We start from the raw sequence: 25,528 nt of genomic DNA on the forward strand, positions 1-25,528 counted from the left end.
TAGCGTTTGTGAGAAACGGTCTTAACAAGACAATTGAAATTTCAGAACCCCAGGATGGGCGGTATTTGCCAAAAGATGAGTCGTTGAACGAACCTTGGCTTGGCTCAATCATTATCTAAGATTGTCTAAAGCGTACGAAATGGCTGTAGCAGAAAATAGAGCGATGATCGCGCATTCTATGCGCTTGTTAAGGCGGATTGCTCATCCATAAATATCTCAGAACAAAGATTGAGTCATCGTGTAAATAATGGAAATATACTTATTGTATTCCCAAAATTTGACTTGTTAACTATTTTCGTCAGCTAAAAATCTAGAACCGTTCAAGAAAGCCTTATCAAAGAATTTAGGAGGAAAAATAGGATTATAATTGAGTCCTTCAATAATTTTTTAAAGGAAGATTCAGATTTTTTTAAAGAACTCTTGTATAATTTGTAATAAAGTGGCATGCTTTAAGAAGACTTATTGTTTATTTAAATGTTACGTGTTCCAATACTATCAGTGGTTACCTTTTGCGTTAAAAACTACGTTATTTTTTGTAATTGGGATGGGAAGTGTACTCTATACAGTGTATTTTCCTAGTTCTCTTCATCGCCTTCTATGCTGTGTAGGATTTTCAGTACAGGAAATTTTTGTAGAAGGAAGAAAGCGTACAGATCTTTCAGGTATAAAACGTGCGTTAAATTTAATTCCCCAAAAGTCTCTCTTCAGCTTGGATTTGCCAAAAATATTGAATACAATAGAACGTATGCCCTGGGTGAGGTCTGCAGTTATTGAGCGTATCCTACCGAATCGTGTGTATATCCGTTTGTGTGAGAAAGACCCGATTGCAGTGTGGATAGGTCCAGAGCAAAAACAGTATCTCATTGATAAAGAGGGAACAATTATTGTAGCTCTTAATCCAAAAGATACTGTAAAATGGAATAAACTTTTAAAAATTATGGGAGCCAACGCCCCGTCCAATGTGCTGGATTTACAAAGAGCGTTATCTTTATTGCACATTAAGACCATTCATCGGGCGGTATTCTTACGCTCTGGACGTTGGGATGTGTATGTTGACCATACACTATGTGTAAAACTTCCAGAAGGTGAAGTAACGTTTGGTTTGCAGCGATTCTTAGCATTACGTCACAAAATCCCCAAAAATGTTAAAGTTATTGATCTAAGATCTGGGGATTCAGTACTGATGGAATTCGACAAGAATGGTCCTTTGCCGAATAAAGAACAGCGGGATAAAAAGGAAAAAAATGAAGAAGTTTAATATGCCCAGTTTGTTGACAGGCCGTTTTGCTACTGGAATTGATCTTGGATCTAGCAAGTTTTGTTGTTGGACGGGAGTTTGGGAGCGCGAAGAAGAAGTTAAAATTATTGGAGCGGGACACGCAGCGGCGCGAGGCATTGAAGGGGGAAATTTGGTAGATGTAGGAGCCCTAGAGTCTCAAATTACTGCTGCTATTTACGAAGCAGAACGTCAGTCCAACGTACAAATTCATCAGGCAGTGGTTACTTTAAATGGTCACTTTTTTTACTCCGACTATCATGTGTTGAAATCTTCTATCTATGAAGGGGTCGTTACTCAAAAATTATTAGATCAGTTGTGGGGAAGATTTTTATCTCGGCATCAAGATTATTTCCCCTTACACTTTATTCCTTTAGAGTTTTGTGTGGACGATCAAGATCGTATCAAGGATCCTCGGGGAATGTCGGGGGTAAATTTGATGTGCTATTGTCACGTTGTTTGGGTGCACAAGGGACGCTTTAATACCCTGGTAGAATGCTTAAAGCGATGTCAAATCCAGCTCTCTGGGTTATTATTAGGACTCTATAGCAGTGGTCTTGCTTGTTTAACCTCAGACGAGCAAGAATTGGGCGCCACCATTATTGACATGGGAGCTCAATCTACCGGAATGGGCTTTTTTTTTCAGGGACGCTTGGTGGGATCCAAAACAGTTAAATTAGGAGGAGACCATATTACACAAGATATTGCGCGGGGATGTGAGACCCCTATTCAGCATGCCGAGCGCATTAAAGTTTTGTATGGTGCGGCACTTCCCACATCCAGTGATCATAAAGAAATGATCCCGGTGGCATCTTTGGGAGGAGGAGATACCATGGGACATATCGCCCGTTCCTTTCTTATAAATATTATTCAGGCGCGTTCGGAAGAAATTTGCCGTATGATGAAAATGAAAATGGATGAAGTATGTGCAACTCAGCCTTTTTCCTGTCAACGTATTGTTCTTACAGGGGGAGGCAGTCAATTGCCGGGCATGCGCGAGCTTGTGGCTCAGGTTCTAGAGCGTCCTGTACGCATCGCAAAATCTTATCCACTAAAACAGGCACCTCGAGTGTGTGGTGAATTTTCTGCAGTCAGTGGAACATTTTTTTATCAAGACGCTTTTAATGATTTTCAATGTTCTGCGCTGTCTTCATTTATTCCAAATTATCGCTCTAAGTCTTTTTGGAGTCGATTAAATACGTTGTTTAAAAAAGAGAATTAGCTTTATAAAAAGGAGAGGAAAGATCGTGGAAATATTTGAGAAAAAAAAATTTGGTCCTCAAATTGTTGTTATGGGAATTGGGGGCGCAGGCGGAAACGCGGTAAACTCTATGCTTCGAGAAAAGAAGCTGGAGTATACCGGAGAGGTCCAAGATCGTCATCTTGGTGTGGAGTTTCTTTCCTGCAATACTGATCAGCAAGCGTTAAGTAGTTCATTATGTTCTCCGGAAAACCGTATTCAGCTAGGGTTTGAGGTCACAAAAGGGTTGGGAGCTGGGGCCCGTCCGGAAATTGGTCGCATTGCAGCAGAAGTCAGTTTAGAGACGGTCATTGAACGCTTAGATGGAGTAGATATGTTGTTTGTAACGGCAGGTATGGGGGGAGGTACTGGAACAGGAGCTGCCCCTATTTTAGCAAAAGCAGCAAAAGATCGCGGAATATTAACGGTTGCTGTGGTGACAAAGCCGTTCTTTTTTGAAGGTCATCGCAGGATGAGTGTGGCAGAAGAAGGGATTATCAAGTTAAGAGAGAGTGTGGATACGCTTTTAGTATTGCCTAATCAAAAACTTTTTCGATTGGCGGGGGTAGAAACATCTTTTATCCAAGCGTTTGCTTGGGCAGACAAAGTTCTAAGAGACGGGGTAGACATGTTTATCAGTCTTATGGAAAAACCAGGATTGGTGAATTTAGATTTTGCAGATATTGTGGCTATTTTAAGAGACGCAGATGGTGCAGAGGAGGAAAAAGGCGATGCTATGATGGGCACCGGGCGGGCAGGAGGGGAAGATCGCGCTATGCGGGCTGCGGAGGCTGCAATTTCTTGTTTCTTGTTGGAAACAGAACATATTCGTCGCGCAAAAGCTGCCATGGTTCAGGTCTCCGGTGGTGAAGATATGACGTTAACGGAAATTGATGGAGCCTTACATTTTATTCGGTCTCAAATCGAAGACGACGCTTCAGATCGTCCTCAGCCTTCCAACATAATTTTTGGCGCTACTTTCGACAACACAATTCCCAAAGGAGAGCTTCAAATCTCTGTAGTGGCTACAGGAATAAAGCGTGTGGAGGCTGCAAGCCCAAAGATTGAAGCATCCCATTTAACTGAAGTGCTTTCAGCAGAGGAAAAAACAGGTTCTTCCCCCTTAGATCATCTTGAACCAGAGCTAGCATCTTCCATAGAGGATTTTTTTGATCAAAAATTAGCGGATATTCCTGCTTTAGGAAGACGTCATGGAGATTTTAGTTTTGAATCCGAGCGATTTTCTTCATTTTCTAGTCTTCGTGAAGATGGAACAGAGGAAGGCTATGGTTCCGGGCAAGAATTTTCTCTTAAAGATAGTCCTCCGGAGAAACGTGTTTCGAGATTAAAGAAATTTTTTTCGCGTCGCGTGGAAGAACGCATCCCCTACGTAAAGGAAAACATAGATTCTCATGGAGACCAGCAAGACACAGAAGATTTGACGATACCAGCATTTCTCCGCAAAGCTGGTAAGGGGAATAAATCAGATAAGTATTAAGGCCACTGATTAAAAACAGTTTACTCTCTACTAGCCTGTTTCTCTATATTTTCATTGGGTACTCAAAGCACTGTAAAGCTGATTTTTGCGCCCCTTGACATTTATTATATATACGATATGATGAATTTCGATTGTTAAAGAAAGAGTAAGTGTTATGAAGTGTTTAAAATATGGTAGAGGAATAAGAACTATTTTTTTTATTTGTTTTAATGCGTATTCAGTAACGGGCTTCTCTTTCTCGAAAATTAGTTCTGATCCCTCTCCTACAGTAATGCCTACTTCTCATGAAAATTTAACCATACCTGTTCCTTTAAACGGTTTACAGCGTTTATTTCTTCATGAAGATAATATCTCCGCATTCTTATCCGTATTTAAAGAAATAAAAAAATTTGATGCGTTGGACGAGCTAACGCTGTCAGGGCTAAAAAATATTAACTGGTTTCTTGAACTCAAAGCACCCCGTCTAAAACATTTGGTGCTTGACGGACTAGAATTAAGTTCTTGGGGTGTACTAAAATTACCTTCGACTCGAGGGATTGTAAGCTTAACATTGAAATCTTTTGAGCCTCCAAAATTCTCAGATTCCATCCCCTTGATTTTTTTGCCTCGCTTAGAGCAGTTGTCGATCGTTAATGTTAATATTAAAAATTTCACTTCTTTTAGAACATGGAAAACGCCCAACCTTAAAGAAATTTTTGTCTCTCGTCATGTAGAATTAAAAAATTTTGAAGGTATTTCTTATTTATCACCAAAACTTGAAAAGTTAACATTCAGAAATATGGATATTGAAAGTTTTAAAGGATTGACTCATATTTCTTTAGTCTCTTTAAAGTGTGTTGAATTAAATTGCCTATTATCTGATACCGCACTAGCAGAATTAAAGGATATAGATTTTTCTCACGTGAAAGTACTTTATCTATATTGCAACCTTCAAAGTCATTCCAAACACGTGGCGGAGTTTTTAGGAAAAGGTGGTAGTAAAGAAATAAACGATTTGTCTTATTTTCCCTCTTTAAGATTGTCTAATTTAGTGTACTTGAAATTAACTTCAGGGATTACAAGTCTCAGAGGAATTGAGAAGTTTTTTCTTCCCAAGCTCAAAATATTAGATATTTCTGAATCAAACGTTACTTCTCAAGAAATAGACCGTGTTCAGAGCCTGTTTGGTCCAGAGCTTATAATTCTCAAATGATAACGTTGCATTATTTTTATACTTTATGAGATTGTTTTTATAGAAAGTATGACTAAATAACGATAGAAGCGTTATAATAGAAAAAAATAAAAAATATTTAAAGATATCGTATTTATTAGATTTTCGTCGTAAAGTTTTAGAAATTAAGAAGAACGAAGAGTTGAGCTATGAGGAGTCTGGTAGACGTTTTTGAATCGGTAAGCAAACAGTCTATAGATGGAGTAAGCGTTTAGAACCGAGATTGGTTCGCTATAAGCCAGCCAGAAAAATTGATATGGAACGTTTAGAACACGATATCAAGATGTATCCTAATGCTTATCAGCGAGAGCGAGCAGAGCGCTTTGGCGTTAGCGCTGTTGGGATTTTGAAAGCTCTAAGACGTCTTGGTGAAAGCTATAAAAAAACCTTAAATCATCCAAAGAAGGATCCAGAAAAAAGATCTGTATTGTGCCAAACGTGTGATGAATTAAAAAGCAAAGGAAATAGAGTGCTTCCATTGATGAACCTAGAGTCGCGCATCATATGCCAAGAACTCACGGGTATTCTCTAAAAAGGCAGCGTTGTTACGGAAAACAGAATTGAGGTAAAACAAACGGCATAAGCGCTTTAGTAGGCTCTGCTTTAGGGGCGATTAGATTGTTTACTGATTCTGTAGAGGTATTGACTTGTTGGGTAGAAGAAATGTTTTAACCACTATCCCAGAAAACCGTAGTATTCTCATGGATAACGCTAATTTTCATAAAGGTAAACCTATGAAACAAATAATTAAGGATGTTGGTCATACTTTACTTTACCGGTCTTCTTATTCTCATGATCTTAATTACATTAAGAAAAAATAGGCTTACGCTAAACAGATACGACGTTCTACACATTGTTCAACTGACGTGCTATTGTCTATAATCATTCTATAGTTAATGTTCTATATGCTAAAAAGTAATAATTTTTAGACGAAAATAGTCAATACACATATTAGACCTATTACATACTTAATTATTATACTAACTCGGTATTGTAAAGAGCAAAAATTACATTTAATATGAAGCCGAATCTTTGTCTTTTTTTTCTGTATGTTTTAGATATTGCATTATCTAAGTATATCTATGAGATTTTCATTCGTTACTCTCTTGTTAGAAACTTTTTGGTTTGTCTTGTTATTCTCTTTTGTTAAAATTTTTTTTTCTTAGTCTTCTTTTTGGGTAATCTGGGTTTTCTATGCAACTTTTATACACCGTGAGATATCAGTATCGGTAGTAGCTTTTATACTACAGTAATTTAGCTTGAAAATGAGATGAAATTTGTCATAATTGTAAGGGAATAAAAAAAATACAGTAGAGGTGGCAAAAAGAAAATCTAGTCTAGACTTAAAAGAAAGAAGAAGAGTATACACAAAATTAGGTAATCGTCAAAAAAAAGTGTAACAATAGTTGAAGAAACAAAGAAACTATAGATCTAAATCTACTAAAAATGTATGTTGAACATAAAGAATGTAAAACATGAGCAAGGGATCCCTAGATTATTTAACGCACGTATTGCTTTTGTCTATAAAAAACTTAAAAAGTGAGATTTTATCTATAAAATTCTTTACTTTTGGGGAGGTGTATGAAGAAAGAATCAACGATATAGTGCCTGAAATTCTTGTATAGAGTGACGAGAGTGGTATAGAGATGACGTTTTTAAAGAAAAAAAATGGAGTAAAAGAAATAAAATGCTGATTGGTAAAAATCGTAGTACATATTCCAAAAGAATCTATAGTATCGCTGAAATAATCAATCTGTTCTTGCTAGGAGTTTTAATGATTCTTGTAATATAGATCTTTTTAATCATTGAAGAGAACAGTATTTAGTTAAAGCGCTAACCCAGCCTGATTATGGAGCATGCCTCATTCTATAACGCTTATAAGACAAAAAAATTGATGGAATCGCTTGGCTTTGAGTTAGGGCGTGTCGACATTTAAGTTTACTTTAGAATTATAAGTGATGCAGTAAAATGAACGAAGGAAGGAAAGCGTGTACAAGTGTTTCATCTCTAGGTGCAATGCGCATGAAATAGGTTAACTTGTTGAACATTTGCTCGACTAGATTGTGTTCTTTATAAAGCCCTGCGTCAAATTCTCTGAGGTTCTTTTGCATGGATCGTGGAGGTGGGGGGATGATGGCTTTGTTGCTGCCAGCATAATGAACAATGTCATCGGCATCGTAACTTTTATCCGCCAATAGCGTTTTAAAGTCAAAATTCTTCATTAAATCAAGGGCTTTTGTATGGTCAGAGTACTGACCATACGATAGAATGAATCTGATGGGGGTTCCTAAAGCATCTCATGGCAGCGTGGATCTGCGTGCTAAAATCGCCTGCTGAGCGCCTCAGCGTTTGTTCTTGTGTACCATTTGACCCTATTTTTTTTCTGACGCCCACGGCGTGTTGATGGGCGCGAATCATTGTGGAATCAATCATGATTTATGCCGTATCAGCATCTATTTGCCACACACCGACTTTGGACCATCGTATCAATCGTTTGTGAACCCTTGATCATTTCCTGTAAGATTTTTGGCAATGCACGCCACACTGCACCCTTGTGGGTAATCTATATCGTTAGCAGTGCGTCCTGAATCCTTTTCTTTCCCAGGAAAACTTTCTTTTATTTGTTCCCATTGGTCGTCTCGTATTCCTTGCAATCCTTAATCGTACAACACTTAATTATAAATGTCGACACAGTCTAATTGTTTGATCCCAGAGAGTTATGGTATATATTATGAAGATAATAATGCATGGAGAAAAAGCTTATGGGACAAGTATTACACGCAAATGCCAGAACAACGGAGGCAATCCGTAGAGAGATCCGTGATAGTAAAGAGAGCATAGGAAAAGCGGCTAAAAGATTTAATATTAACCCAAAAACAATCCTCAAGTGGAGAAAAAGAGAAGATACGAAAGACCTTCCCATGGGACCTAAAAAGATAAAATCTACAGTTCTATCAGAGACAGAAGAAGAGGCGAGTGTGGCTTTCAGACCGCTTACACCATTGCCTCTTGATGATGTTTTGTATAGCTTACAAGAAACTATTCCACATTTAAGTCGATCAACCCTTCATCGTTGCTTAAAGCGTCATGGCTGCTCTGTTTTGCCTAAAAAAGAAAGATTTACCTCTGCTGACAAAAAGAAATTTAAACACTATCCTATGGGTTACTTGCATATAGATATAGCAGAAGTAAGGACAGCTGAAGGTTAAGTTATATTTATACGTAGCAATAGATACAACATCAAAATTTGCCTATGCAGAGCTCCATAAAAGCCAGACTAAGATGATTGCCGCAGAGTTTTTACGTTACCAATCATGATCATCATAAAAATGCTTTTACTCATATAGTTGAGCGTGTTTGCAATGAGCATCAGATAGAGCATAGAAAGACTAAGATCAAGCATCCTTGGACTAATGGGCAGGTAGAACGAATGAACAGAACGCTTAAAGAGGCAACTGTAAACAATTTCCATTATGCATCTCATGATGAGCTGAAACAGCATCTGCATGCCTATCTAATGGCTTATACCTTCGCTAAACGACTTAAAGCCATCAAAGGCAAAACTCCTTGGCAATTTATTCTAAATCAGTGGACAATTCATCCAAAATATTTTACAATTAATCCTAACCATTTCTTGGCGGGACTAAACATCTAGTGTTCTTACGGGAATATTCGCCTGACCTGAACTTTATTGAGAAATTCTAGGCTGCTATAAAACGATAGATTAAGCGGAACATTACTCAATGTACAGACTGATATAAAGCGTTACTTCAATTCTTTTAAATCCCATCTTCAAGCTAAATGATGATATATCCAGATTCTAGCTAGGGTTAAATATCTATTTATTACTGGAGATCTTTTTCTTGATATTCAATGTAAGCCCCTGACATAAAATTTTAGTATTTTTTCTCATCATCCCCACGTAAGTTTCTCCTAACGCTAGATCATCAATACACAGTGGGTCTTCTAATTTTATATTTAAGTCTGCAGCCCATTGATGAAGTGTATGAGAGTTATGGCCTTGTTCTGGAAAAACAGCACAAATATTTCGTTGCATTAAATTTTTTAGATACTTTCCTTGATGATGACGGATCTCAGGAACAGGATACAAAGTGATTGCGTAGCGATTTTGGTAATGAGTCATACCATCGTGGGCCACTAGCCCAGCTCCTTTTTTTCGTCCAAACCATTGTTTCTTAATCCATTGATCCAATCTTAGAAGATTCTGAACATAAGCATGCGCTGCAGACCGAATTGGATGAGCCCATTTGGGATACAGTGAAAGAAGAATATTCTCAATACTTTTAACATACTGAATGACATACCCAGGATCATGCCATAGATGGCCATCTAAAATTAAATTGTCATGCCCTTCTTGAAAATTTTTGAATGTAATTTCTTGAGACAGAACTAAGACTCTGGCCTTAACTTCTAAGGATTGTAGAATAGGAAGCCAGTACATATCAATTCCTGTTCCATGAATAATAATCAGATCTGTTTGGGTTAATTTTATTAAATTTCGGGCACTGTAAGATACATGATGAAAATGATTATTCTCTGAAAGGGTCTCTACTATAAAACTTTTTGGCAATAAAATTTCTACAATATGTTTTAATAATCGAGAAGAAGTTACCACCTGAGAGCGCTGTGCATAAAGCATTGGGATCATTCCAAATAACAGTATTCCTCGCCACAAATAGGAAAAGTTAATACGGCTATAGACTAATGCTCCTCCATATCCCGCACCTAAAATAAGGATCAGAGTCGGACCGTAAGGCCAATCTTTCTGACAAGACAAAACTAATGAAAGTACCGTAGCACAGATATTCCAGAGGATGGATTTCCAAAGAATATGTCTAAGATGCGTTTCCAAAACATAAAAACTTAAGAAAGGTAAAATTGTAAGTCCAAGAACCACTAAAGCACCCATCCCTTGAAACTGAACTGCTGCATTGAGGACAAACAATCCAATCCATCCCCGATAAATCCAAAGCATTTTTGGATAGGCTCTGCAAGCAAAATCCGCATCAAAACTGTACGCTCTCAAGTCTTTCAGAAAAAAGTAACAAAATATGCTAGAACCAAAAGTACAGGCCGCCAAAACATAAACATAGCTTTGAGGAATGGTTAAAATAGAACCAAAAAATGCGTGCATAATTTCCTCGCTTCCTCCCCAAAACATACTGATCGCAATGGCAACTAAATAAACGCCGGCAATACTGCTGTTCATGTCTAACGCTCTGTGTCGCGAAGTCCATAGCGCAATGCTGGTAAGAATAATACCTGATACTGCCCCCATAAAGCTTACGGTCCACCAAGGTCCTCCCATACGTATTCCCAAAGTTATCCCTGGCAACATTCCGTGAGAAAGTGCGTCTCCTAAAAATGTCGTGCGTCCAGACATTAATATTGCTCCCATCAGTGCACACAGCACTGAAGATAAAACACATAAAAGTGCTGCGCGTTGCAAAAAAGGATGTATGAAGAACGATTCTAATAAGGTATATATCGTGTACATTATGATCCTTTTTCAAAGTTAAAAAATTTTTTCAAAGGCGCCCAACGAACACCTTGAATTTTTAAAGGTGTAGGCTGAAGCACAATAGTGTCAAGAGATAATACACATCCATAAGCCCACATTATTACGCCTGCTTGCTGGGCTTTTTCAAAGGCTTTCCCGTAATCTGAATCAAGACATCCCGCAACTTGGAAGCCAGAACAATCGTTACGTTGTACAACGTAGATCATTGCAGTACGCTTCCCTTGGTGTGCAAGTTCTGTGAGGATATTTAAATGTTTTGTTCCACGCTGCGTAACACAGTCTGGAAAGAGAGCGATGCTTTGGTGACTTAAATGGACATTTTTGACTTCAATCCATAAGAGGGAAAGATCCCCCAATGTTAGAAGAAAATCTAACCGCGATGCTCCTAATCGAGGTTCGCTTTGAAGTGTTTTCATGCAAGACCATTGAGGAAATTGACGCTCCATCAACGCTTCTTTAACAAGCGCGCTGGGTATTGTAGTATTGGTCCCCACTAAAATTGTTTCCTTTTCCTCCTGAACTTCTTCCATCATCCAGACGAAAGGAAGTTTTCCAGTAGATTGGGGCTTTTTAGGACATACCCACGCTATAGAACCTGGTTGCGCCAACCCCATCATAGCACCAGTATTAACACAATGCGCAGTAACACAGGACCCATTTTCTAATTCTATATCCACAAAAAAACGCTTATATCGACGTATTATCGTGCCTCTTTGAAGAGGGGCCCAAAACTTCATTACCTTTTACAGCGATATCTTTACCCTAAGTATACCCTAATCACTAAAAAATTTCACCTACTTTTTTCATTTTTTTTAAATGAGCATTACCGGTTATAGTGTTGAACAAGTAAAAAGATTATAAATATTAATTCTTGAAATCATGAATCAATGATAGACTTTTCCGGTGCTTTATTTTAGCCTTCTCCCACTTTGGCTGAATAGGGTTTAGATCTGAAGACTAAAGACCTGTATTCATGGATAAAAGGAGGGAGTATAGTCAAGCTTGGAGATAATAAGAACGCGTGATCCAAGGGATTTAACAGATCATGAATAAGGGCTCATTAAGGGTCATTTTGAATGGGACAAGTAGGTAATAGAATTAATCGAGATTTTAGCTGCCCATGGCGAATGCTTCCTAAAGATTTTCCGCCATACTCCACGCTACACTCGTTATTGGTGAAAGTAAAAATCCGAGCGATCGCAGGATTGATCCACACAGTGTCAAAACTACCCGGGCTTGTGAACAACGCGGCATTGACGGGGGGGAAAAAAAGGGACGTAAACGCCATCGTGCTATGGATACACAAGGTAATCTCGTGCATGGTACTGTTTATGACGCTAATCACAATAAGGGGGTACAATATTTTTTAAGAAGCTCTGCAACACTATCCGACACTCAAAAACGGTTTCGTCGATGCCGGGTATGAAAAACCCATGCTAGCGTTTGTGAGAAACGATCTTAACAAGACAATTAAAATTTCAGAACCTTAGGATGGGCTGGATTTTCCAAAAGATGGGTTCTTGAACGAACCTTGGCTTGGCTCAAGCATTATCCAAGATTGTCTAAAGCGTACGAAATGGCTGTAGAAGCTGTCGAAAATAGGGTGATGATCCCTCAAATCCTATACGCTTGTTAAAGGCGGATCGCGCATCCATAAATACAGGCTCTAAAACCAAAATACAGTATTTTTTTTCTCTATGCTTCTCAAATTAGGTGTCTTTTACTTTGGTTAAATATATCATGACGATATCTAGTGCTTGTGGTTTTTTTAAACAATGGACAACTTATACTAGAATTTTTATCCAATCTCTATGCATCAAAAAAATGTATTTTCGGTTCAACTTTTCTGACAGATACACCATACTTTTCAGCTTTATTGTAACTTTATCCACCTATTCCTGATCTATGATGCTAATTTTTTTCATTTTAAACCTCCATAAATGGTTTTAACCTACATCAATGAGATCGTTAAAAGAAATATATCATATCAGATTATAACTGGGGAAAGCTATATAAATTACTGCGATGTGTTGAATATATCTGATCCCTATAATTAGCCCAAAAAACCCTTTTTGTTATTCTAAAAACGTGCGGTCTTAGTGCGGGTATGTATTGAAAATTGATAAAATCTAGATATAATCTAAAAATACGAGGGACCAAGCGGAAAAAAAATGACTAAACTAAAAACCCATAGTGGTGCAAAAAAACGCTTTAAGTTGACAGCCAGTGGAAAGATACGTCGTGGTCATGCTATGAAGCGACATAATATGCGTAAAAGACCTACTGATATGAAGCGGGATGCACGAGGTATGTGTATTATGGATTCGTGTGATGCTAAAGTAATCAAAAAAAGTTTTTTGCCCTATGGGCTTAGTTAAAGGGGTGTAAATTATGACTAGAGTAAAAAGAGGTGTTACTGGGAAAGCACGTCACAAAAAAATTATTAAGATGGCTAAAGGGTACAGAGGTCGTTCTAAGTCTTGCTTTCGTATCGCTCTTCAGCGGGTAGAAAAGGCTTTACAGTATATGTACCGAGATAGACGGTGCAAAAAGAGAGATTTTAGATCTTTGTGGATCCAAAGAATTAATGCCGCAGTTCGAGGGTATGGCATTACCTACGGAGACTTTGTTCACGGATTAAACCTCTTACAGGGGGACTCAGGAGAGGTGCTGAATCGTAAAATTTTAGCAGACATGGCGATTCATGCACCTAATGCTCTTGCTGTACTAGTCGAGCACGTTAAAGCTGTAATACCTGGGTATCGACGCATTGAAGGTTGGACGAGTTTATGATAGAAGTAAGTGGTAAAAAGCTTAAGCAGTATATTGAAGAACTAGAGCAGCTTGAAGAGAGGCGTGTTCATATTGCTGAGGAAATGAAAGAAGTGTTATCAGATGCCAAAGGAGAAGGTTTTGATATAACAATTATAAAAAAAGTGTTACAAATTCGTCGTATGAAGCCGGAAAAGTTTTCGGAGCAAGAAGCGCTTCTTCAAACTTATATTGATGCCCTCTCTACAGATTAGTGCTCTAGAGTGCCTTTCATAACGCGTATTGTAAACTGAGAACACTTAAGAACTCCATAAAATTTTTAAAGTATTAATACTTGGGATACTCTTCCGCATTAATTAAAAAGTGTTAAAGTTGTGTCGAGTTTCTCAAAAAAATAGTGTAATAATTAAAAAATTGCATACACTAAAGCGTTTTAGAAATTGGTAGAACCAAAAAAATCTTTACTCTTCTATCCAAGCTAGGAAAAATACTCTATTAATGCTTATTGGTGTTTTCTATTACAACAGAGGAGCGCTTTTAGTGGAATTACATTTAACAAAAGAATGAAAGAGATTTTCTGGATAATTTTGTAAAAAATGATAAAATAAGTAGAGACGATTAAGCCATATTTATACTCTGCGATTTAGCATTAGTTTTTTGTTTAAAGTGAACTAGACGATGACCAATATCGCTGCTTGTTTCCTTAGTAGTAAACCCTAAATAATGCCTTTTTTAGTACGAGTTTGGTACTTATGTTGTCCAGTTACAAGTGTTAAGAGCTTTGTCTGTTCCTGAATCTCTGTTTTAATCACGTATCAATTTTGTTGATACATCATAATTTTTTTTGTAATGCGCAACTTGTATTTTTTTCCTCTTAGCCTGTGGATCACTGACAACGCGCTATTCCATATGTTTGTTTGACCTCACGATGATAGGCCTCAACAGGCCAGACATGGGATCTATGATGTGTTTTTCTAGTGCACGTGTTATGTTTTTTATGGTTGTTGCCACGTAAGTGAATTTGGCCGTTGTTTTCTACAAACTTGAATACAAACACCCAACCATAATTACGTACATGAACCGAAAAGTCCTTCTTTGGAGATCTCCCAATGGTTCTACCCCAACATCACGATTTATAATAGGATTTTTTCTCAATGTTATTCGTGGTCCCAACCATGAGCGCTAATCGCTTTAAGAGTACCTAGCCTTTGTTTTTTTATCAAGGGATTTATCGTAAACACAATAATCAATAAGAATAGATTGACCACTTTATAAGCTATGCGAGCGTATATTAATCAGGCCAATGCCTACAATGACATTATGGATATTCCCAGAATATTGATAATTCATAAGATTTATTTTGACTGTGTGTTTTCGATAAGATAGTATTATCAGCGATCAACGAACACGGTTCTTATGCGCTGATATTATTGATTGAACGTTGCCAAAATCTCTTTTGGTTGAAATTTTTTGTTATTTAAGCAGCCACGAACGTTATCCTGTGATAAAGGCATCGGACTTACTTCTGAAAAAGAAATCCTAAAATAACCTAAGCTGCTTGCTTAAAAAAACGCTTTATACACCTTCTTTGTACATAAGTGACATGGCATACGTATCTTAACGTATTTTTAGCAAAGTATGAAACGCGTGTTCAGGTAAAATGCTGAAGAATTCGCTCCATTTATCGATGACAAAAGTGTATTTTTCTGCATGGATTTTCTTAATAATTCGTTGGAAAATGGCCACACTATTGCTATGTGAATGTTTTGAGCGAAACATCATGAATGGCTGGCCAGATCTATAAAGTTGTTTAAGAATAGCTACTTCAGTGACCTTTAAAAGTTGCCTAGTACCTCGCATTGATATACTAAAAGGGTATATAAAATAATCGCTAAACGTTTTAATATGGATGGGTACAAGACGCTTTGTAGGTGTTGTAAGATACTCCTTAGTAGATTGCTGTAAAAGCAATATAATACTTTTTGAAATTATAAAGTCTGATAAAAAAACCACGACCATCTTTTTTCATTAGAATCTTCTTTTAAAATTTCGAAACTATTAAGAATACAAAATTATTAAGTGGAGACTATTTTTGAAAACATCCTCCCTCATAAGATGAATTAAGGTATTTAACTTGCACATCACACTATTAGTGCTAAAAAATAATCAAACAATCAAAACTATAGAAAAATAATTATAAAACGGTTATAATATAGAAAAAATATTTTAAAGATGTCGTATTCATAGGATTTTACTCGTAAGGGTTTAGGCGTTGAGAAAGAAGGGGTTAGCAGTGAGGACTTAAGTAGACGTTTGAGAATAGGTAAGCAGCCTATAGAGGGAGTGCGCGCTGAGAACCGAACTTATAACCTGTATTTATATATGAGCGACCTGTCTTAACAAGAGCATAGAATGAGTGATCATCACCCTATTTTCGAGAGCTGTTACATCAATTTCGTACGCTTTAGACAATCTTGGATACTGATTGAGCCAAGCCAAAGTTCGTTTAACGACCCATCTTTTGGCGAGTGCAGCCCATCCTGGAGTTCTGAAATTTCAATTGTCTTGTTAAGAACGTTTCCCACAAACGCTAGCATGGTTTTTCCATACCCGGCATCGACGAAAACGTCTTTGAGTGTCGGATAGTGTTGCAGAGCTTCTTAAAAAATATTGTACCCCCCTATTGTGATTAGCGTCATGAACGGTAGCGTGCACGAGAGTGCCTTGTGTATCCATAACACTATGGTGTTTACGTCCCTTTGTTTTTGTTCTCCATGAATGCTGCGTTGTTTACAAGTCCCAGCAGTTTTGACACTGTGTGAATAATGCTGCGATAGCTCGGGTGCTCACTTCCACCAGCCTTTATTCGACGTATCTTGACAAGTGCGCCTAGTATTGTTTCCCATATTCTTTTGATCCTGAAGCTTTAATAAAACGAATGTACAGTGGAGCATGGCGGACAATCTTTAGGAAGCATTTGCCATGGGCAGCCGCTCTTTATTATGTAAACTACTTCATTAATAGGCTTTTTTTCTCGTGGTTAATTCTATTACTATACTTTCTCTATTCAAAATGCTCTTTAATGAGCTCTTATTCATGATCTATTCAATCCTTTGGATTACTTATTCTGATTCCCTCTCAACTTGACGATACTCCCTCATTTTATCCATGAATATAGGTTCTAGAACACGATATCAAGATGTATCCTGATGCCGATCATCTAGAGCGAGCGGAGCGTTTTGGAGTTCGCTATAAAAAAAAACCTTAAATCATCCCAAAGGCGGATCCAGAGAAAACATCTCTATTGTGCCAAAAGCGCGATGAATGAACCAGAAAAGTTGATAAACGTGGAGTTTCCCATGATATGTCAAGAACCCACGGGTATTCTGTAAAAGCGCAGCGTTGTGACGGAAAACAGAATTGGGGAAAGTAAACCAAATGGTATAAGCTTTAATGGGCTCTACTTTAGGAGCCATTGGATTGCGTACGAGTTATCCCAAAAAACCGTGGTGTTGTTCTAGATAACGCTGCTTTCCATAAAGGTAAAGCTATACGGAAAAATAATTAAAGATGTTGGTCATACTTTACTTTACCTACCTCCTTATTCTCCTGACCTTAATCCCATTGAGAAACAACGGGCTCAGGCTAAACGGGTGCGATGTTCTACACATTGTTCAATTGACGCGCTACTCTTTACAACTGTTTTATAGTTAGTTGGCTATGGCTTGAATAATCCATTCATAGCACCCATAGGGTTTAATGGGTCTTGCAATACGGATCTTTTTAATTATTGGGTAGAGCATTCTTTAATCAAAGTACCAACCCCCGGCCTGATTATGGATAATGCCTCATTTGATAACAGTTTATAAGACAAAAGCAATTGATGAGATCGCTTGGCTCCGGGCTAGTGTTCTTATCGCTTTATTCTCCTGACCTAAACCCCATTTAGCAATTCTAGGCTACTACAAAACGATGAATTAACTGTAACGTTACTCAATGTACTGAATGATATAAGGCTCTACTTCAATTTTTTTAAATCTAATTTTTAATCTAAATTACTATAGTATTAGGTATGGGTTATAGCATTAGGTATGAATTACCGACAAAAAGAGCGTTTTTATGTTCTTAAAATGCACCAAGATTGGTAGGAACCTCAGCACATTTTACCATTTTTTTAGTGTTTCAGTGAAGTGTTTTTACGTAATTGTAAAAAAAGTTAGACTTTTCAGACAGAACGTTGATGATTTTGAGCTCATTTTAGTCTCTGGGATAGTCCTTAAAAAGTAAAAAAGTGTCGAAAGAGGCGACGGAAATCCTCATTATTGATGCAACGGAGCAACCCATAAAGAACGCTAAAAACTTTAACTTTATTGTGCCGAAAAAAACAGTGCCATACTCTAAAAATAGCAATACGTCGCCCAGTCTAAGATCGCCTCTTGTAGGTCCCAAAATCTTATCCTGGGCTATCCAGGATTGTACTGGTTCTAAAAGGAAAAAAACGTCTTCCAAAAAAGCTTCGGGCTATCAAGGGATTAGCAATACCCATCAAAACCTCGATTTGCTTATAAAATCTCAAAAACAAGCCTCCAGTGCTTTTTTACTTTTGAGTCTTGGTAAAGCCTAGTTTTGGGAACATCAAACCATCTAAAACTAAACACAATCATGGATTATAGCATGAAATTCAACATTATCGCCGCTATCCTGAACCTCAAATATTGCTTCCTATAGTCTGTCCGGAAAAAGGGAACACTTTGTCCAGAAACGATTTATCTACTTACACAAAAAGTCTAATCTTTTATAAGCACAGTATGGCATAGACTTTTTTTTTTTTTTACTTCAAAATAAAGAATAATTAATTTTTTGGTGTTTTCTTCAGCGTGTACATTTCCCTTCGCAATCACAGTAGCTATTCTTTGCTGGAGAGTTCTATTCGTATTCCTCAACTGATTCACGCTGCAAAAATGTTGGAAATGCCTGCTTTAGGGTTGTGTGATCGTCATCATTGGTTTAGCGCTATGGAATTTTCTTTGGCCTGTAAACGCGAGAAAATTTTCCCTATTCTGGGATGCACGCTTACCCTAGCGTTTCAAACCTATCATTGGGAGTTGGCACTATGGGTTAAAACCGCAAAAGGATATGAAAATTTATGTCAGCTTATTACCTGCTCGACAGTCTCCAATATCGGTGACATGCGAGAAAAAGTCACTCTAGAACAACTTCAGCTTTTTTCTGAAGGATTAATCTTAACTACCGGGGGACAAAATGGATTTTTGTACACCCTCTTAGCCCAACATAAACTCCAAGAGGCCCAAGAAACATTAAATTTATTACAAAATATTTACAAAGATCACATTTATATTGAATTACAACGATGTGATCCTGGTGCTTCTAAGACCCTAGATGAGGCATGCATTCAGCTGGCCTACAAAGAAAAAATTCCCCTGTTGGCAACCAACCCTGCATTTTTTATGGAAGAAAAAGATTTTAAAGCGCACGATGCGTTACGCTGTATCGCATTGGGACGCTATGTAGTAGAAGAAAATCGTCCTAAACTAACACCAGAGTACCGATTTAAAACTCCAAAAGAAATGCAGTGTTTGTTTTCTGATATTCCTGAGGCTATTAAAAATACCTCCCAATTTTTTCAACGCATAGGATTTTTATTGGAATCTTGCGCGATGCGTATCCCCTCCTTTCCCTGTCCTCACGAACAAGAGCAGCTTCGTATAGAAAGTGAGCAAGGACTAGAGCATCGACTTCTTAAACACATTTTTCCTAAACTTTCTGAGTCCATAGACCAAGATGCAGTGCGAAAACGTTATGTACAGCGCTTGGATTATGAAAGAAGCGTTATTGAACCTATGGGATTTTCTGGATATTTTTTAATTGTTTCAGATTTTATTCGATGGGCCAAAAAAAACCATATTCCTGTAGGTCCAGGCCGAGGTTCCGGTGCCAGTTCTTTGGTGGCGTTTTGCTTAGATATTACGGATGTAGATCCTGTGGAATTTGACTTAGTATTTGAGCGATTTATGAACCCTGAACGCGTAAGTATGCCAGACTTTGATGTGGATTTTTGTCAAGAGCGCAGAGATGAAGTTATTGATTACGTTGCGAAAAAATATGGAAAGGATCACGTAGCCCATATTATTACTTTTGGTACCCTTCAAGCGCGGGCCGTGTTGCGGGATGTAGGACGCGTATTACAAATTCCCTATCGTCAAGTAGATAAGATATGTAAACTTATTCCTTACCAACCTGCTCATCCGATAACCTTGACTGAAGCGTTGAAACAAGAGCCTTCTCTTAGGACGATGTGGGAAGAAGATGAAAGTGTACGTACACTCATTGAAACTGCAAAACCTCTAGAAGGCTTATACCGTCATGCCGCCACCCATGCTGCCGGTGTGATTATTTCTGATGAGCCTTTGTCTAAAAGAGTTCCTTTGTATCAAGATCAAAACAACACCTTACCCGCTACAGAATTTTCTATGAAATATATTGAAGCGTGTGGATTTATTAAATTTGATTTTTTAGGCTTAAAGACACTGACTATTTTGCAAAATGCCATCAATACGTTAAAAGCTCAAGGGATTACATTAGAATTATCCCACATTTCTTTAAAAGATCCCGCAACCTATGCACTATTAAGACGCGTAGAAACTGTAGGAATTTTTCAATTGGAAAGTACCGGAATGAGCGATGTATTACGCCAACTTCAACCGGAATCTTTTGAGGAAATCATTGCATTGGTGGCCTTATATCGTCCAGGTCCTATGGATGATATTCCAAGATACATTGCATGTCGCCATCAAAGAGAAGTAGTGTCTTATGAATATCCTGTGCTAGAAAACATCCTTAAATCCACTTTCGGCGTTATGGTCTATCAAGAACAAGTGTTGACCATTGCTCAGCGCTTAGCGGGATACAGCCTAGGAGAAGCGGATTTGCTGCGAAGAGCTATGGGTAAAAAAATTAAATCTGAGATGAATGCTCAGCGCACTATTTTTGTAGAGCGGGTTTTAAAAAATCACGGAGGTCATCGTGAAACTGCAAGTAATTTTTTTGATCAAATTGCAAAATTTGCAGGATATGCCTTTCCTAAAGCCCATGCAGTTCCTTATGCACTAATTTCTTATCAAACTGCATACTTAAAAGCCAACTATCCGAGTGTATTCATGGAAAGTCTTATGAATTGCGATATTCATAACACGGAAAAATTGCGATTATTTGTTACAGAAGCCAAGCGTATGGGGATTCATATTGCACCAGTCTGTGTCAATGCTTCCCAAGCTTCTTGCCGAGTAGAGGATCAAAAAACTATTCGTTATGGATTAGCAGCATTGAAAAATGTGGGAATGCAAGCCATGCAAAGCCTACAAAAGGAACGAGAACTTCGTGGGCCCTTTCCTTCTTTGGAAAATTTTCTTCATCGTTTATCCCGCACGCTCAATAAAAAACAACTGGAAGCACTGATTATGGCAGGCGCTTTGGATGAGATCTGCCCAAATCGGAGCACGTTAATGTACAGTATAGATCGGCTATTAAAACTAAGCACTGAGCCTGTGACAGGAACATTATTTCCCGTAGAATCATCCTCCCTCCGTCTTCAGCCAGCACCTTCTTGGAGCCATTTTGAAACTTTAGAATATGAAAGGCAAGCGCTAGGGTTTTATTTAACGTCTCATCCATTAACAGAATTTTTGAAAAATGCACCGGACATAGTCACTTCTCAAAACATCGAAAAAATGTCCCATTATATTCGTAAAAATCAAGGGTTTCGTATGTGGGGCATGGTAATGGAAGTGAAGGAAAAAGTCAGCAAAGGAGGTAAAAAATATGCTTTTATTACATTATCTGATGGAGATGGAAGCTATGAAGTGACACTATTTTCTGATCTTTTAGTGGAATGTAGAGAGTTATTGAGCCCAGGCCAAGCAGTAGACCTGCACGCTATAGGAAGACTTGAAGATCAAACAGTGCGTTTAATCGCCCAAGACCTTATTCCTTTATCCTTTCCCAACGAGATTTGGATCTGTTCTATAAAACACGCCCAGCATATTGAAAAACTTGAAAATTTTTTAAAATCCGTGGGTCCTGGATCCGTTAAAGTTCGGTGTATTATTTCAGTACAGGAGGACACTCTGGTATCAGGAATTTTAGAAGAAGGATTCAATCTGACTCCCCAGCAAAAATCCGCTTGGACATCGCTCTTGGAAGAAAACTAGATATTATCGTCATGTGCTCCGGGTTGTATGATGCGCGCTTCATGATCCTGAAGCCATCCTTAGTACAGAAAAGGATGCCTCGTACCCTCTCCAGGACATCTCTTATCATCTTTTTCGAGCGTCATCTTTCTAGAAGAGAGCGGTGTGAAAGGGGAACAAAAAAAGACAACGGATTTGCGAAGAAAGGGATAGAGCGAAAGAGTACTGTGGAAAAATAGAAAACTAGAGGCAATGTAGAGTCGCTAAGTGCTAAAAAAATGTATCAATAAACGCAACAAAGAATGGTTTCATATTGTCAAAGCTGTCTCAATCAATCAGATCTTTCTACGTAATCTCCAAAAAACCTAAGTAAAATAAAAAACGCACTGAGAAAATTTAATAATTCCTCGAAAAATTCTGAAAAAATCAGCGTTTGATTTGACGAAATAAGCATCTAACGCCTCATAGACCAAGAAAATTAAATTTTCGTCCAGAAAGACGCGTTTCTTGCAGTATCTCAATAGTTTCATTGAATGTATTCTAACCTTCAGGTGATGGCCCACATTTTATTGGGCCAGGTCTTTGGGTTTTGTGAAGACTGTTCAAAAACAGTAGCTTTTAGGAGTCCTGTGCAAGATGGGTTGACTTTTTCCAGGCGTACTCAGTTATTGAATAGTAAGCGCGATCTGATTGTAATAAAGGCCCCCTTAGAAATTATAATGAATGGAACGAAGCTCAAGGGTTACAACCCAGGGGGAATATATCGAGGCAGTACTATGCGCATGGATAAAGGCAATAAATGATGAAGTAACAGATTTAAGTTTATCCAAAATATCATACACTTTATTTTTTAGAGTATTGTTTTTGAAGTAGCGCCATAATTTTTCAACTGAATTTAGCTTTCGTAAATAGGACTGTAGACATATTATTTTTATTTTTTGGGTGTTCTTAGCCCGCTATGCCAGTCTGTATTATTTATAACAAAAATTATTTCCCTAGGTAGTGTTGACATTTATTTGAGCTATAGACAAATTCCAGAAAGAAAATCAAAAGCCAGATATAAAATATCAAGCGTGTTCTACAAAAATTTAGCTTAAAAATGGGATTTTAAAGAATTGAAGTAAGGTCTTATATTATTCAGTACATTGAGTAATGCTAGGGTTAATTCATCGTTTCATCGTAGCCTAGAATTGTTCTATGGGAGTTAAATATGGTGAATAAGGGGATAAAAATATTATTTTTCAGTCCACAGAGTGGATGAGCGCTCTTGTTTGTCTTTTGGGATGTATGCAATGAAGTATGATTTATAATCTGGCTGGGGTTTAGCGCTTTGCTTTAAAAAGATCCGGTATTATCAAACCCGTTGTAGGTGCTAGGGATTGATTATGCCAGCGATACCATAGGTTCTTTTAGAATATGTACCACGCTTCTTACCAAATAGTGGGTTACTTCTTTTACCTGACTCTCTTTTTTTGCAAAGCGTCATCTCTACACCACGCTCGTCACTCTATACAAGACGTTCAGGTGATATATTGTTAGATTGTTTCTTGATAGTTATTTCTTCACAAGCTTCCCCAAAGGTAAAGAATTTTTTATAGGTAAAGTCTAACTTTTTAAGTCTTCTATAGACACAAGAAATGCCTGCGTTAAATAGCCAAGCGATCTCTTCATATTTTATCTTTTTTATTTTCAACATATATTTTAGCGGATTTGGATGATGTTTCTTTTGCTTTCTAATGGTGCTTTAGGTTTGATCACACCTTCTTTTTCCTAGCGAATTCACCCTATACTTACGCTACTTTTACTCACCGGAACTATTGTCTTGCGCGTCTTTTGATTATTACCTAATGTTATGCATTCTATTACGCTTTTCTTTAAGTTTAGGCTGTATTGTTTTTTTGTCATTTTTTGATAAGTATAAAAAATATCTCTGTACAGGACAAAAGTTTATCTCCCTGTAAATACCCGCTCAATTACAGTGTTTTGATTAAAAATTGACGCAATATCATTCACGAAATTGTTAACCGAACGATCAATTTTAAAAAATAATTTCCGCAGCAGATCCAAGCCAACGCGTAACACGCTTTTTTCCAAACGACCATGCTTTTTCTTTTTGATAGGGGCTTCCTTTACTACAATTTGACTCATTTTGTACGCAAAACAAAAAGCAATCGTTAATATCGATAGTAAATTATGTAGGCGTTCTGGGAATGTAGCGTGTGTGTCTTCAAAATTAACCCCCTTTGATTTTAAAAAACCAAAAAGTGTTTCGATGTTCCATCTTTTTTTGGATCTCGTCAAAGCATTTTCGGGATCATCAGTGGTTGCTACAATGACCCACGCACCATTTTCTGCTCGCCTAGCTGCTAACCATAAGCGTATGCCAAAAATATCTTTCTTATTTCTCAAATAACGGATCTGTCCTGGTTTGAGGTTGATAAACAATTGGCGCACGTGGACGGTATTACCCTTTGCGCTATCCACTCGCGTATTTTTCTTGATCCGAATTGTAAATGGAATCTGTTTTTCTTGCAGCCATTTGAACCATTCTCTGCCGAAAAACTCCCTGTCTGCAACTCAATCAACTATGATCGAGCTTCCAAAAATATGAATAAATTTTTCAACAACTTCAACGCGCTCTTCTCAATTTGAATTCCCCTTTTTGGGGAGAAATTTTCATACAACAGGGATAGCGACAGTGCCACAAACCACTGATACCATCAAAATATTAATATCGATTTGGCCCCATTTCCAATTCGTCCTATCCATACTAATCTGCCATTTTTCGCCAGAAGGTAAAAAAACTACGCGATAAATTTTGATAGCGTCTCAAAGCCGAACGCATTAAATTCTTTTAAAAATCGCCTAATCCGCTTGTATCGAAAACACCGCCAGTGATTCATGGCTTGGGCTAATTCGACAAGATTAACTGTGCGAACAGTGATAAGCGCACCTAACATTTGGGTTAAGCAATCAAGACGCCTATTGTCGATTTTGAAATATGGCTTTAAAATGCGCTTTAACTCGTTGACTGAAACCATGATGTATACCTCTTTTTCGATAATCGAGATTATACACTTTTTGTTTTTATTTCAGCGCGTTACTGTCAATGCAAACTAACTAACCAATTAGTTTTGTCCGGTACAGAGAAAAAATATAATCCCATCTTTAAATTGAATTACTATATCTTATCACTACACTATCTAAGATGTTTGAAACATAGAATGAATAATTTTTGATAAAAAAATTAAAATCTACGTAATCACATATAATACTGCATTTCATAAGTCTAAAAAGACAAAAGAATCCATAAAATTAGAGAGATGCAAGTTAATTTTTTTACCTCCCTACTCACCAAATTTCAATTCAATAGAAAGACGTTGAACCCATATGAAAAGAGGCATCAAAAACATATCACACATTTTGATAAATTATAAAACGCTTATTTTCGTCTTTCTGTTCTTAGTGAAAGTTATTTTAAAAAATCAAAAAATCGAATCAATATTTACGTGTATACTGAGGTAATTATAGATTATACGGTATGATCTGAATCATCTAATTTTTCCTCTTCTGCATTTTTAGCCACCTGTTCCATACGGAGTTTTGCCGTTTTAAGGCGTTCATCACAGTATTGACGTAGTCGCATTCCTCGTTCATATGCAGTGACTGACTCTTCCAACGTTAATCCTCCAGATTCAAATTTTCGTACAATTTCTTCCAATTGTTTCATCGCAGCTTCAAAAGATAAAGAAGAAATTTCTGTCTCTATGGGCTCAGTCATGG

At 37.6% G+C, this 25,528-nt stretch carries 24 protein-coding genes and 2 pseudogenes; 15 read left to right on the plus strand and 11 right to left on the minus strand.

Annotation, left to right across the window (positions count from 1 at the left end):
• Nucleotides 1-481 precede the first annotated feature (481 nt).
• From HCUR_RS02685 to HCUR_RS02710, 6 genes are all read left to right on the plus strand, one after another.
• Nucleotides 482-1,258 (plus strand): cell division protein FtsQ/DivIB, encoded by a 777-nt coding sequence (locus HCUR_RS02685; protein WP_104206627.1) that lies wholly within the window; start codon nt 482-484, stop codon nt 1,256-1,258.
• Nucleotides 1,245-2,498 carry a cell division protein FtsA gene (gene ftsA / locus HCUR_RS02690; RefSeq protein WP_165780672.1) on the plus strand — a complete coding sequence of 418 codons (1,254 nt, stop codon included), beginning with the start codon at nt 1,245-1,247 and terminating at the stop codon, nt 2,496-2,498. The genes HCUR_RS02685 and ftsA overlap by 14 nt, the downstream gene beginning before the upstream one ends.
• Before the next feature lie 25 nt (nt 2,499-2,523).
• The gene (ftsZ, locus tag HCUR_RS02695; protein ID WP_104206629.1) at nt 2,524-4,014 is read left to right on the plus strand and encodes a cell division protein FtsZ; all 1,491 of its coding nucleotides are present in this window, start codon (nt 2,524-2,526) and stop codon (nt 4,012-4,014) included.
• A 154-nt stretch (nt 4,015-4,168) separates the two neighbouring features.
• Entirely contained in the window at nt 4,169-5,206 is a 1,038-nt protein-coding gene (locus HCUR_RS02700; protein ID WP_104206630.1) for a hypothetical protein, read from the plus strand.
• Between the two features lie 193 nt (nt 5,207-5,399).
• On the plus strand, nt 5,400-5,756 hold the full coding sequence (locus tag HCUR_RS02705) for an IS630 transposase-related protein (RefSeq protein ID WP_423751889.1): 357 nt from the start codon (nt 5,400-5,402) through the stop codon (nt 5,754-5,756).
• 115 nt (nt 5,757-5,871) lie between these two features.
• Nucleotides 5,872-6,045, plus strand: a complete 174-nt coding sequence (locus tag HCUR_RS02710) for a transposase (RefSeq protein WP_129591862.1) — start codon at nt 5,872-5,874, stop codon at nt 6,043-6,045.
• A 1,128-nt stretch (nt 6,046-7,173) separates the two neighbouring features.
• Here HCUR_RS02710 and HCUR_RS09080 read toward each other — a convergent pair.
• A complete protein-coding gene (locus HCUR_RS09080; protein ID WP_207760884.1) occupies nt 7,174-7,446 on the minus strand; it encodes a transposase in 273 nt (90 codons plus the stop codon).
• A 540-nt stretch (nt 7,447-7,986) separates the two neighbouring features.
• Here HCUR_RS09080 and HCUR_RS02720 point away from each other — a divergent pair.
• A pseudogene (locus HCUR_RS02720) lies at nt 7,987-8,879 on the plus strand (integrase core domain-containing protein).
• Nucleotides 8,880-9,062: 183 nt separating this feature from the next.
• Here the strand turns inward: HCUR_RS02720 and HCUR_RS02725 are convergent.
• The 3 genes from HCUR_RS02725 to HCUR_RS02735 form a co-directional block, all read right to left on the minus strand.
• Nucleotides 9,063-10,742, minus strand: coding sequence for a metal ABC transporter solute-binding protein, Zn/Mn family (locus HCUR_RS02725; protein ID WP_104206632.1), 1,680 nt, complete (start codon nt 10,740-10,742; stop codon nt 9,063-9,065).
• Nucleotides 10,742-11,503, minus strand: coding sequence for a DNA/RNA nuclease SfsA (gene sfsA, locus HCUR_RS02730; protein WP_104206633.1), 762 nt, complete (start codon nt 11,501-11,503; stop codon nt 10,742-10,744). Before sfsA ends, HCUR_RS02725 begins: the two co-directional genes overlap by 1 nt.
• Before the next feature lie 323 nt (nt 11,504-11,826).
• Nucleotides 11,827-12,087, minus strand: a complete 261-nt coding sequence (locus tag HCUR_RS02735) for a hypothetical protein (protein WP_165780673.1) — start codon at nt 12,085-12,087, stop codon at nt 11,827-11,829.
• An 850-nt stretch (nt 12,088-12,937) separates the two neighbouring features.
• Between HCUR_RS02735 and rpmI the strand changes: the two genes are divergently transcribed.
• The 3 genes from rpmI to HCUR_RS02750 are packed head-to-tail and all read left to right on the plus strand — an operon-like array spanning nt 12,938 to nt 13,792.
• Nucleotides 12,938-13,144 (plus strand): 50S ribosomal protein L35, encoded by a 207-nt coding sequence (gene rpmI, locus HCUR_RS02740; protein ID WP_104206635.1) that lies wholly within the window; start codon nt 12,938-12,940, stop codon nt 13,142-13,144.
• A gap of 13 nt (nt 13,145-13,157) precedes the next feature.
• Nucleotides 13,158-13,559: a 50S ribosomal protein L20 gene (gene rplT, locus HCUR_RS02745; protein WP_104206636.1), complete on the plus strand. Its 402-nt coding sequence runs from the start codon at nt 13,158-13,160 to the stop codon at nt 13,557-13,559.
• On the plus strand, nt 13,556-13,792 hold the full coding sequence (locus HCUR_RS02750) for a DUF2312 domain-containing protein (protein ID WP_104206637.1): 237 nt from the start codon (nt 13,556-13,558) through the stop codon (nt 13,790-13,792). The genes rplT and HCUR_RS02750 overlap by 4 nt, the downstream gene beginning before the upstream one ends.
• A 2,190-nt stretch (nt 13,793-15,982) precedes the next feature.
• Here HCUR_RS02750 and HCUR_RS08360 read toward each other — a convergent pair.
• From HCUR_RS08360 to HCUR_RS10125, 3 genes are all read right to left on the minus strand, one after another.
• The gene (locus tag HCUR_RS08360; RefSeq protein WP_165780602.1) at nt 15,983-16,135 is read right to left on the minus strand and encodes a hypothetical protein; all 153 of its coding nucleotides are present in this window, start codon (nt 16,133-16,135) and stop codon (nt 15,983-15,985) included.
• Nucleotides 16,107-16,253 carry a hypothetical protein gene (locus HCUR_RS08365; RefSeq protein WP_165780674.1) on the minus strand — a complete coding sequence of 49 codons (147 nt, stop codon included), beginning with the start codon at nt 16,251-16,253 and terminating at the stop codon, nt 16,107-16,109. The genes HCUR_RS08360 and HCUR_RS08365 overlap by 29 nt, the downstream gene beginning before the upstream one ends.
• Before the next feature lie 211 nt (nt 16,254-16,464).
• Complete coding sequence (locus HCUR_RS10125) at nt 16,465-16,560, minus strand: transposase (protein WP_104206666.1); 96 nt, start codon at nt 16,558-16,560, stop codon at nt 16,465-16,467.
• Nucleotides 16,561-17,101: 541 nt separating this feature from the next.
• Here HCUR_RS10125 and HCUR_RS10130 point away from each other — a divergent pair.
• From HCUR_RS10130 to HCUR_RS02780, 4 genes are all read left to right on the plus strand, one after another.
• The gene (locus HCUR_RS10130) at nt 17,102-17,248 is read left to right on the plus strand and encodes a transposase (protein ID WP_423751890.1); all 147 of its coding nucleotides are present in this window, start codon (nt 17,102-17,104) and stop codon (nt 17,246-17,248) included.
• A gap of 581 nt (nt 17,249-17,829) precedes the next feature.
• Entirely contained in the window at nt 17,830-18,162 is a 333-nt protein-coding gene (locus tag HCUR_RS02770; protein WP_104206640.1) for a hypothetical protein, read from the plus strand.
• Nucleotides 18,163-18,415: 253 nt separating this feature from the next.
• Nucleotides 18,416-21,766: a DNA polymerase III subunit alpha gene (gene dnaE / locus HCUR_RS02775; protein ID WP_104206641.1), complete on the plus strand. Its 3,351-nt coding sequence runs from the start codon at nt 18,416-18,418 to the stop codon at nt 21,764-21,766.
• Between the two features lie 512 nt (nt 21,767-22,278).
• Nucleotides 22,279-22,548: a hypothetical protein gene (locus HCUR_RS02780; RefSeq protein WP_104206642.1), complete on the plus strand. Its 270-nt coding sequence runs from the start codon at nt 22,279-22,281 to the stop codon at nt 22,546-22,548.
• A gap of 704 nt (nt 22,549-23,252) precedes the next feature.
• On the opposite strand, the gene HCUR_RS08370 is transcribed toward HCUR_RS02780, so the two are convergent.
• From HCUR_RS08370 to HCUR_RS07760, 3 genes and pseudogenes are all read right to left on the minus strand, one after another.
• Entirely contained in the window at nt 23,253-23,441 is a 189-nt protein-coding gene (locus HCUR_RS08370; protein ID WP_104206643.1) for a hypothetical protein, read from the minus strand.
• Between the two features lie 251 nt (nt 23,442-23,692).
• Nucleotides 23,693-24,310 (minus strand): annotated as a pseudogene (locus HCUR_RS02790) (transposase); the annotation flags it as partial.
• A 239-nt stretch (nt 24,311-24,549) separates the two neighbouring features.
• Nucleotides 24,550-24,786: a hypothetical protein gene (locus HCUR_RS07760; RefSeq protein WP_129591864.1), complete on the minus strand. Its 237-nt coding sequence runs from the start codon at nt 24,784-24,786 to the stop codon at nt 24,550-24,552.
• 211 nt (nt 24,787-24,997) lie between these two features.
• On the opposite strand from HCUR_RS07760, the gene HCUR_RS10135 reads away from it, so the two are divergent.
• Complete coding sequence (locus HCUR_RS10135) at nt 24,998-25,129, plus strand: transposase (RefSeq protein WP_423751891.1); 132 nt, start codon at nt 24,998-25,000, stop codon at nt 25,127-25,129.
• A gap of 148 nt (nt 25,130-25,277) precedes the next feature.
• On the opposite strand, the gene HCUR_RS02800 is transcribed toward HCUR_RS10135, so the two are convergent.
• Nucleotides 25,278-25,526: an exodeoxyribonuclease VII small subunit gene (locus HCUR_RS02800; RefSeq protein ID WP_207760885.1), complete on the minus strand. Its 249-nt coding sequence runs from the start codon at nt 25,524-25,526 to the stop codon at nt 25,278-25,280.
• Nucleotides 25,527-25,528 lie beyond the last annotated feature (2 nt).

This window comes from Holospora curviuscula (assembly GCF_002930195.1).
Classification (GTDB): domain Bacteria; phylum Pseudomonadota; class Alphaproteobacteria; order Holosporales; family Holosporaceae; genus Holospora; species Holospora curviuscula.

Excerpts from the sequence above, each read along its gene's own strand:
- ftsA (WP_165780672.1), top strand. The coding sequence starts at position 1,245 with ATGAAGAAGTTTAATATGCCCAGTTTGTTGACAGGCCGTTTTGCTACT.
- HCUR_RS02750 (WP_104206637.1), top strand. The coding sequence starts at position 13,556 with ATGATAGAAGTAAGTGGTAAAAAGCTTAAGCAGTATATTGAAGAACTA.
- HCUR_RS08370 (WP_104206643.1), bottom strand. The coding sequence starts at position 23,441 with ATGTTGAAAATAAAAAAGATAAAATATGAAGAGATCGCTTGGCTATTT.
- HCUR_RS09080 (WP_207760884.1), bottom strand. The coding sequence starts at position 7,446 with ATGAAGAATTTTGACTTTAAAACGCTATTGGCGGATAAAAGTTACGAT.
- HCUR_RS02780 (WP_104206642.1), top strand. The coding sequence starts at position 22,279 with ATGTATTCTAACCTTCAGGTGATGGCCCACATTTTATTGGGCCAGGTC.
- HCUR_RS02800 (WP_207760885.1), bottom strand. The coding sequence starts at position 25,526 with ATGACTGAGCCCATAGAGACAGAAATTTCTTCTTTATCTTTTGAAGCT.
- HCUR_RS02735 (WP_165780673.1), bottom strand. The coding sequence starts at position 12,087 with ATGCACGAGATTACCTTGTGTATCCATAGCACGATGGCGTTTACGTCC.
- rpmI (WP_104206635.1), top strand. The coding sequence starts at position 12,938 with ATGACTAAACTAAAAACCCATAGTGGTGCAAAAAAACGCTTTAAGTTG.
- rplT (WP_104206636.1), top strand. The coding sequence starts at position 13,158 with ATGACTAGAGTAAAAAGAGGTGTTACTGGGAAAGCACGTCACAAAAAA.
- HCUR_RS07760 (WP_129591864.1), bottom strand. The coding sequence starts at position 24,786 with ATGGTTTCAGTCAACGAGTTAAAGCGCATTTTAAAGCCATATTTCAAA.
- HCUR_RS08360 (WP_165780602.1), bottom strand. The coding sequence starts at position 16,135 with ATGCTAGCGTTTGTGGGAAACGTTCTTAACAAGACAATTGAAATTTCA.
- HCUR_RS02725 (WP_104206632.1), bottom strand. The coding sequence starts at position 10,742 with ATGTACACGATATATACCTTATTAGAATCGTTCTTCATACATCCTTTT.
- sfsA (WP_104206633.1), bottom strand. The coding sequence starts at position 11,503 with ATGAAGTTTTGGGCCCCTCTTCAAAGAGGCACGATAATACGTCGATAT.
- HCUR_RS02700 (WP_104206630.1), top strand. The coding sequence starts at position 4,169 with ATGAAGTGTTTAAAATATGGTAGAGGAATAAGAACTATTTTTTTTATT.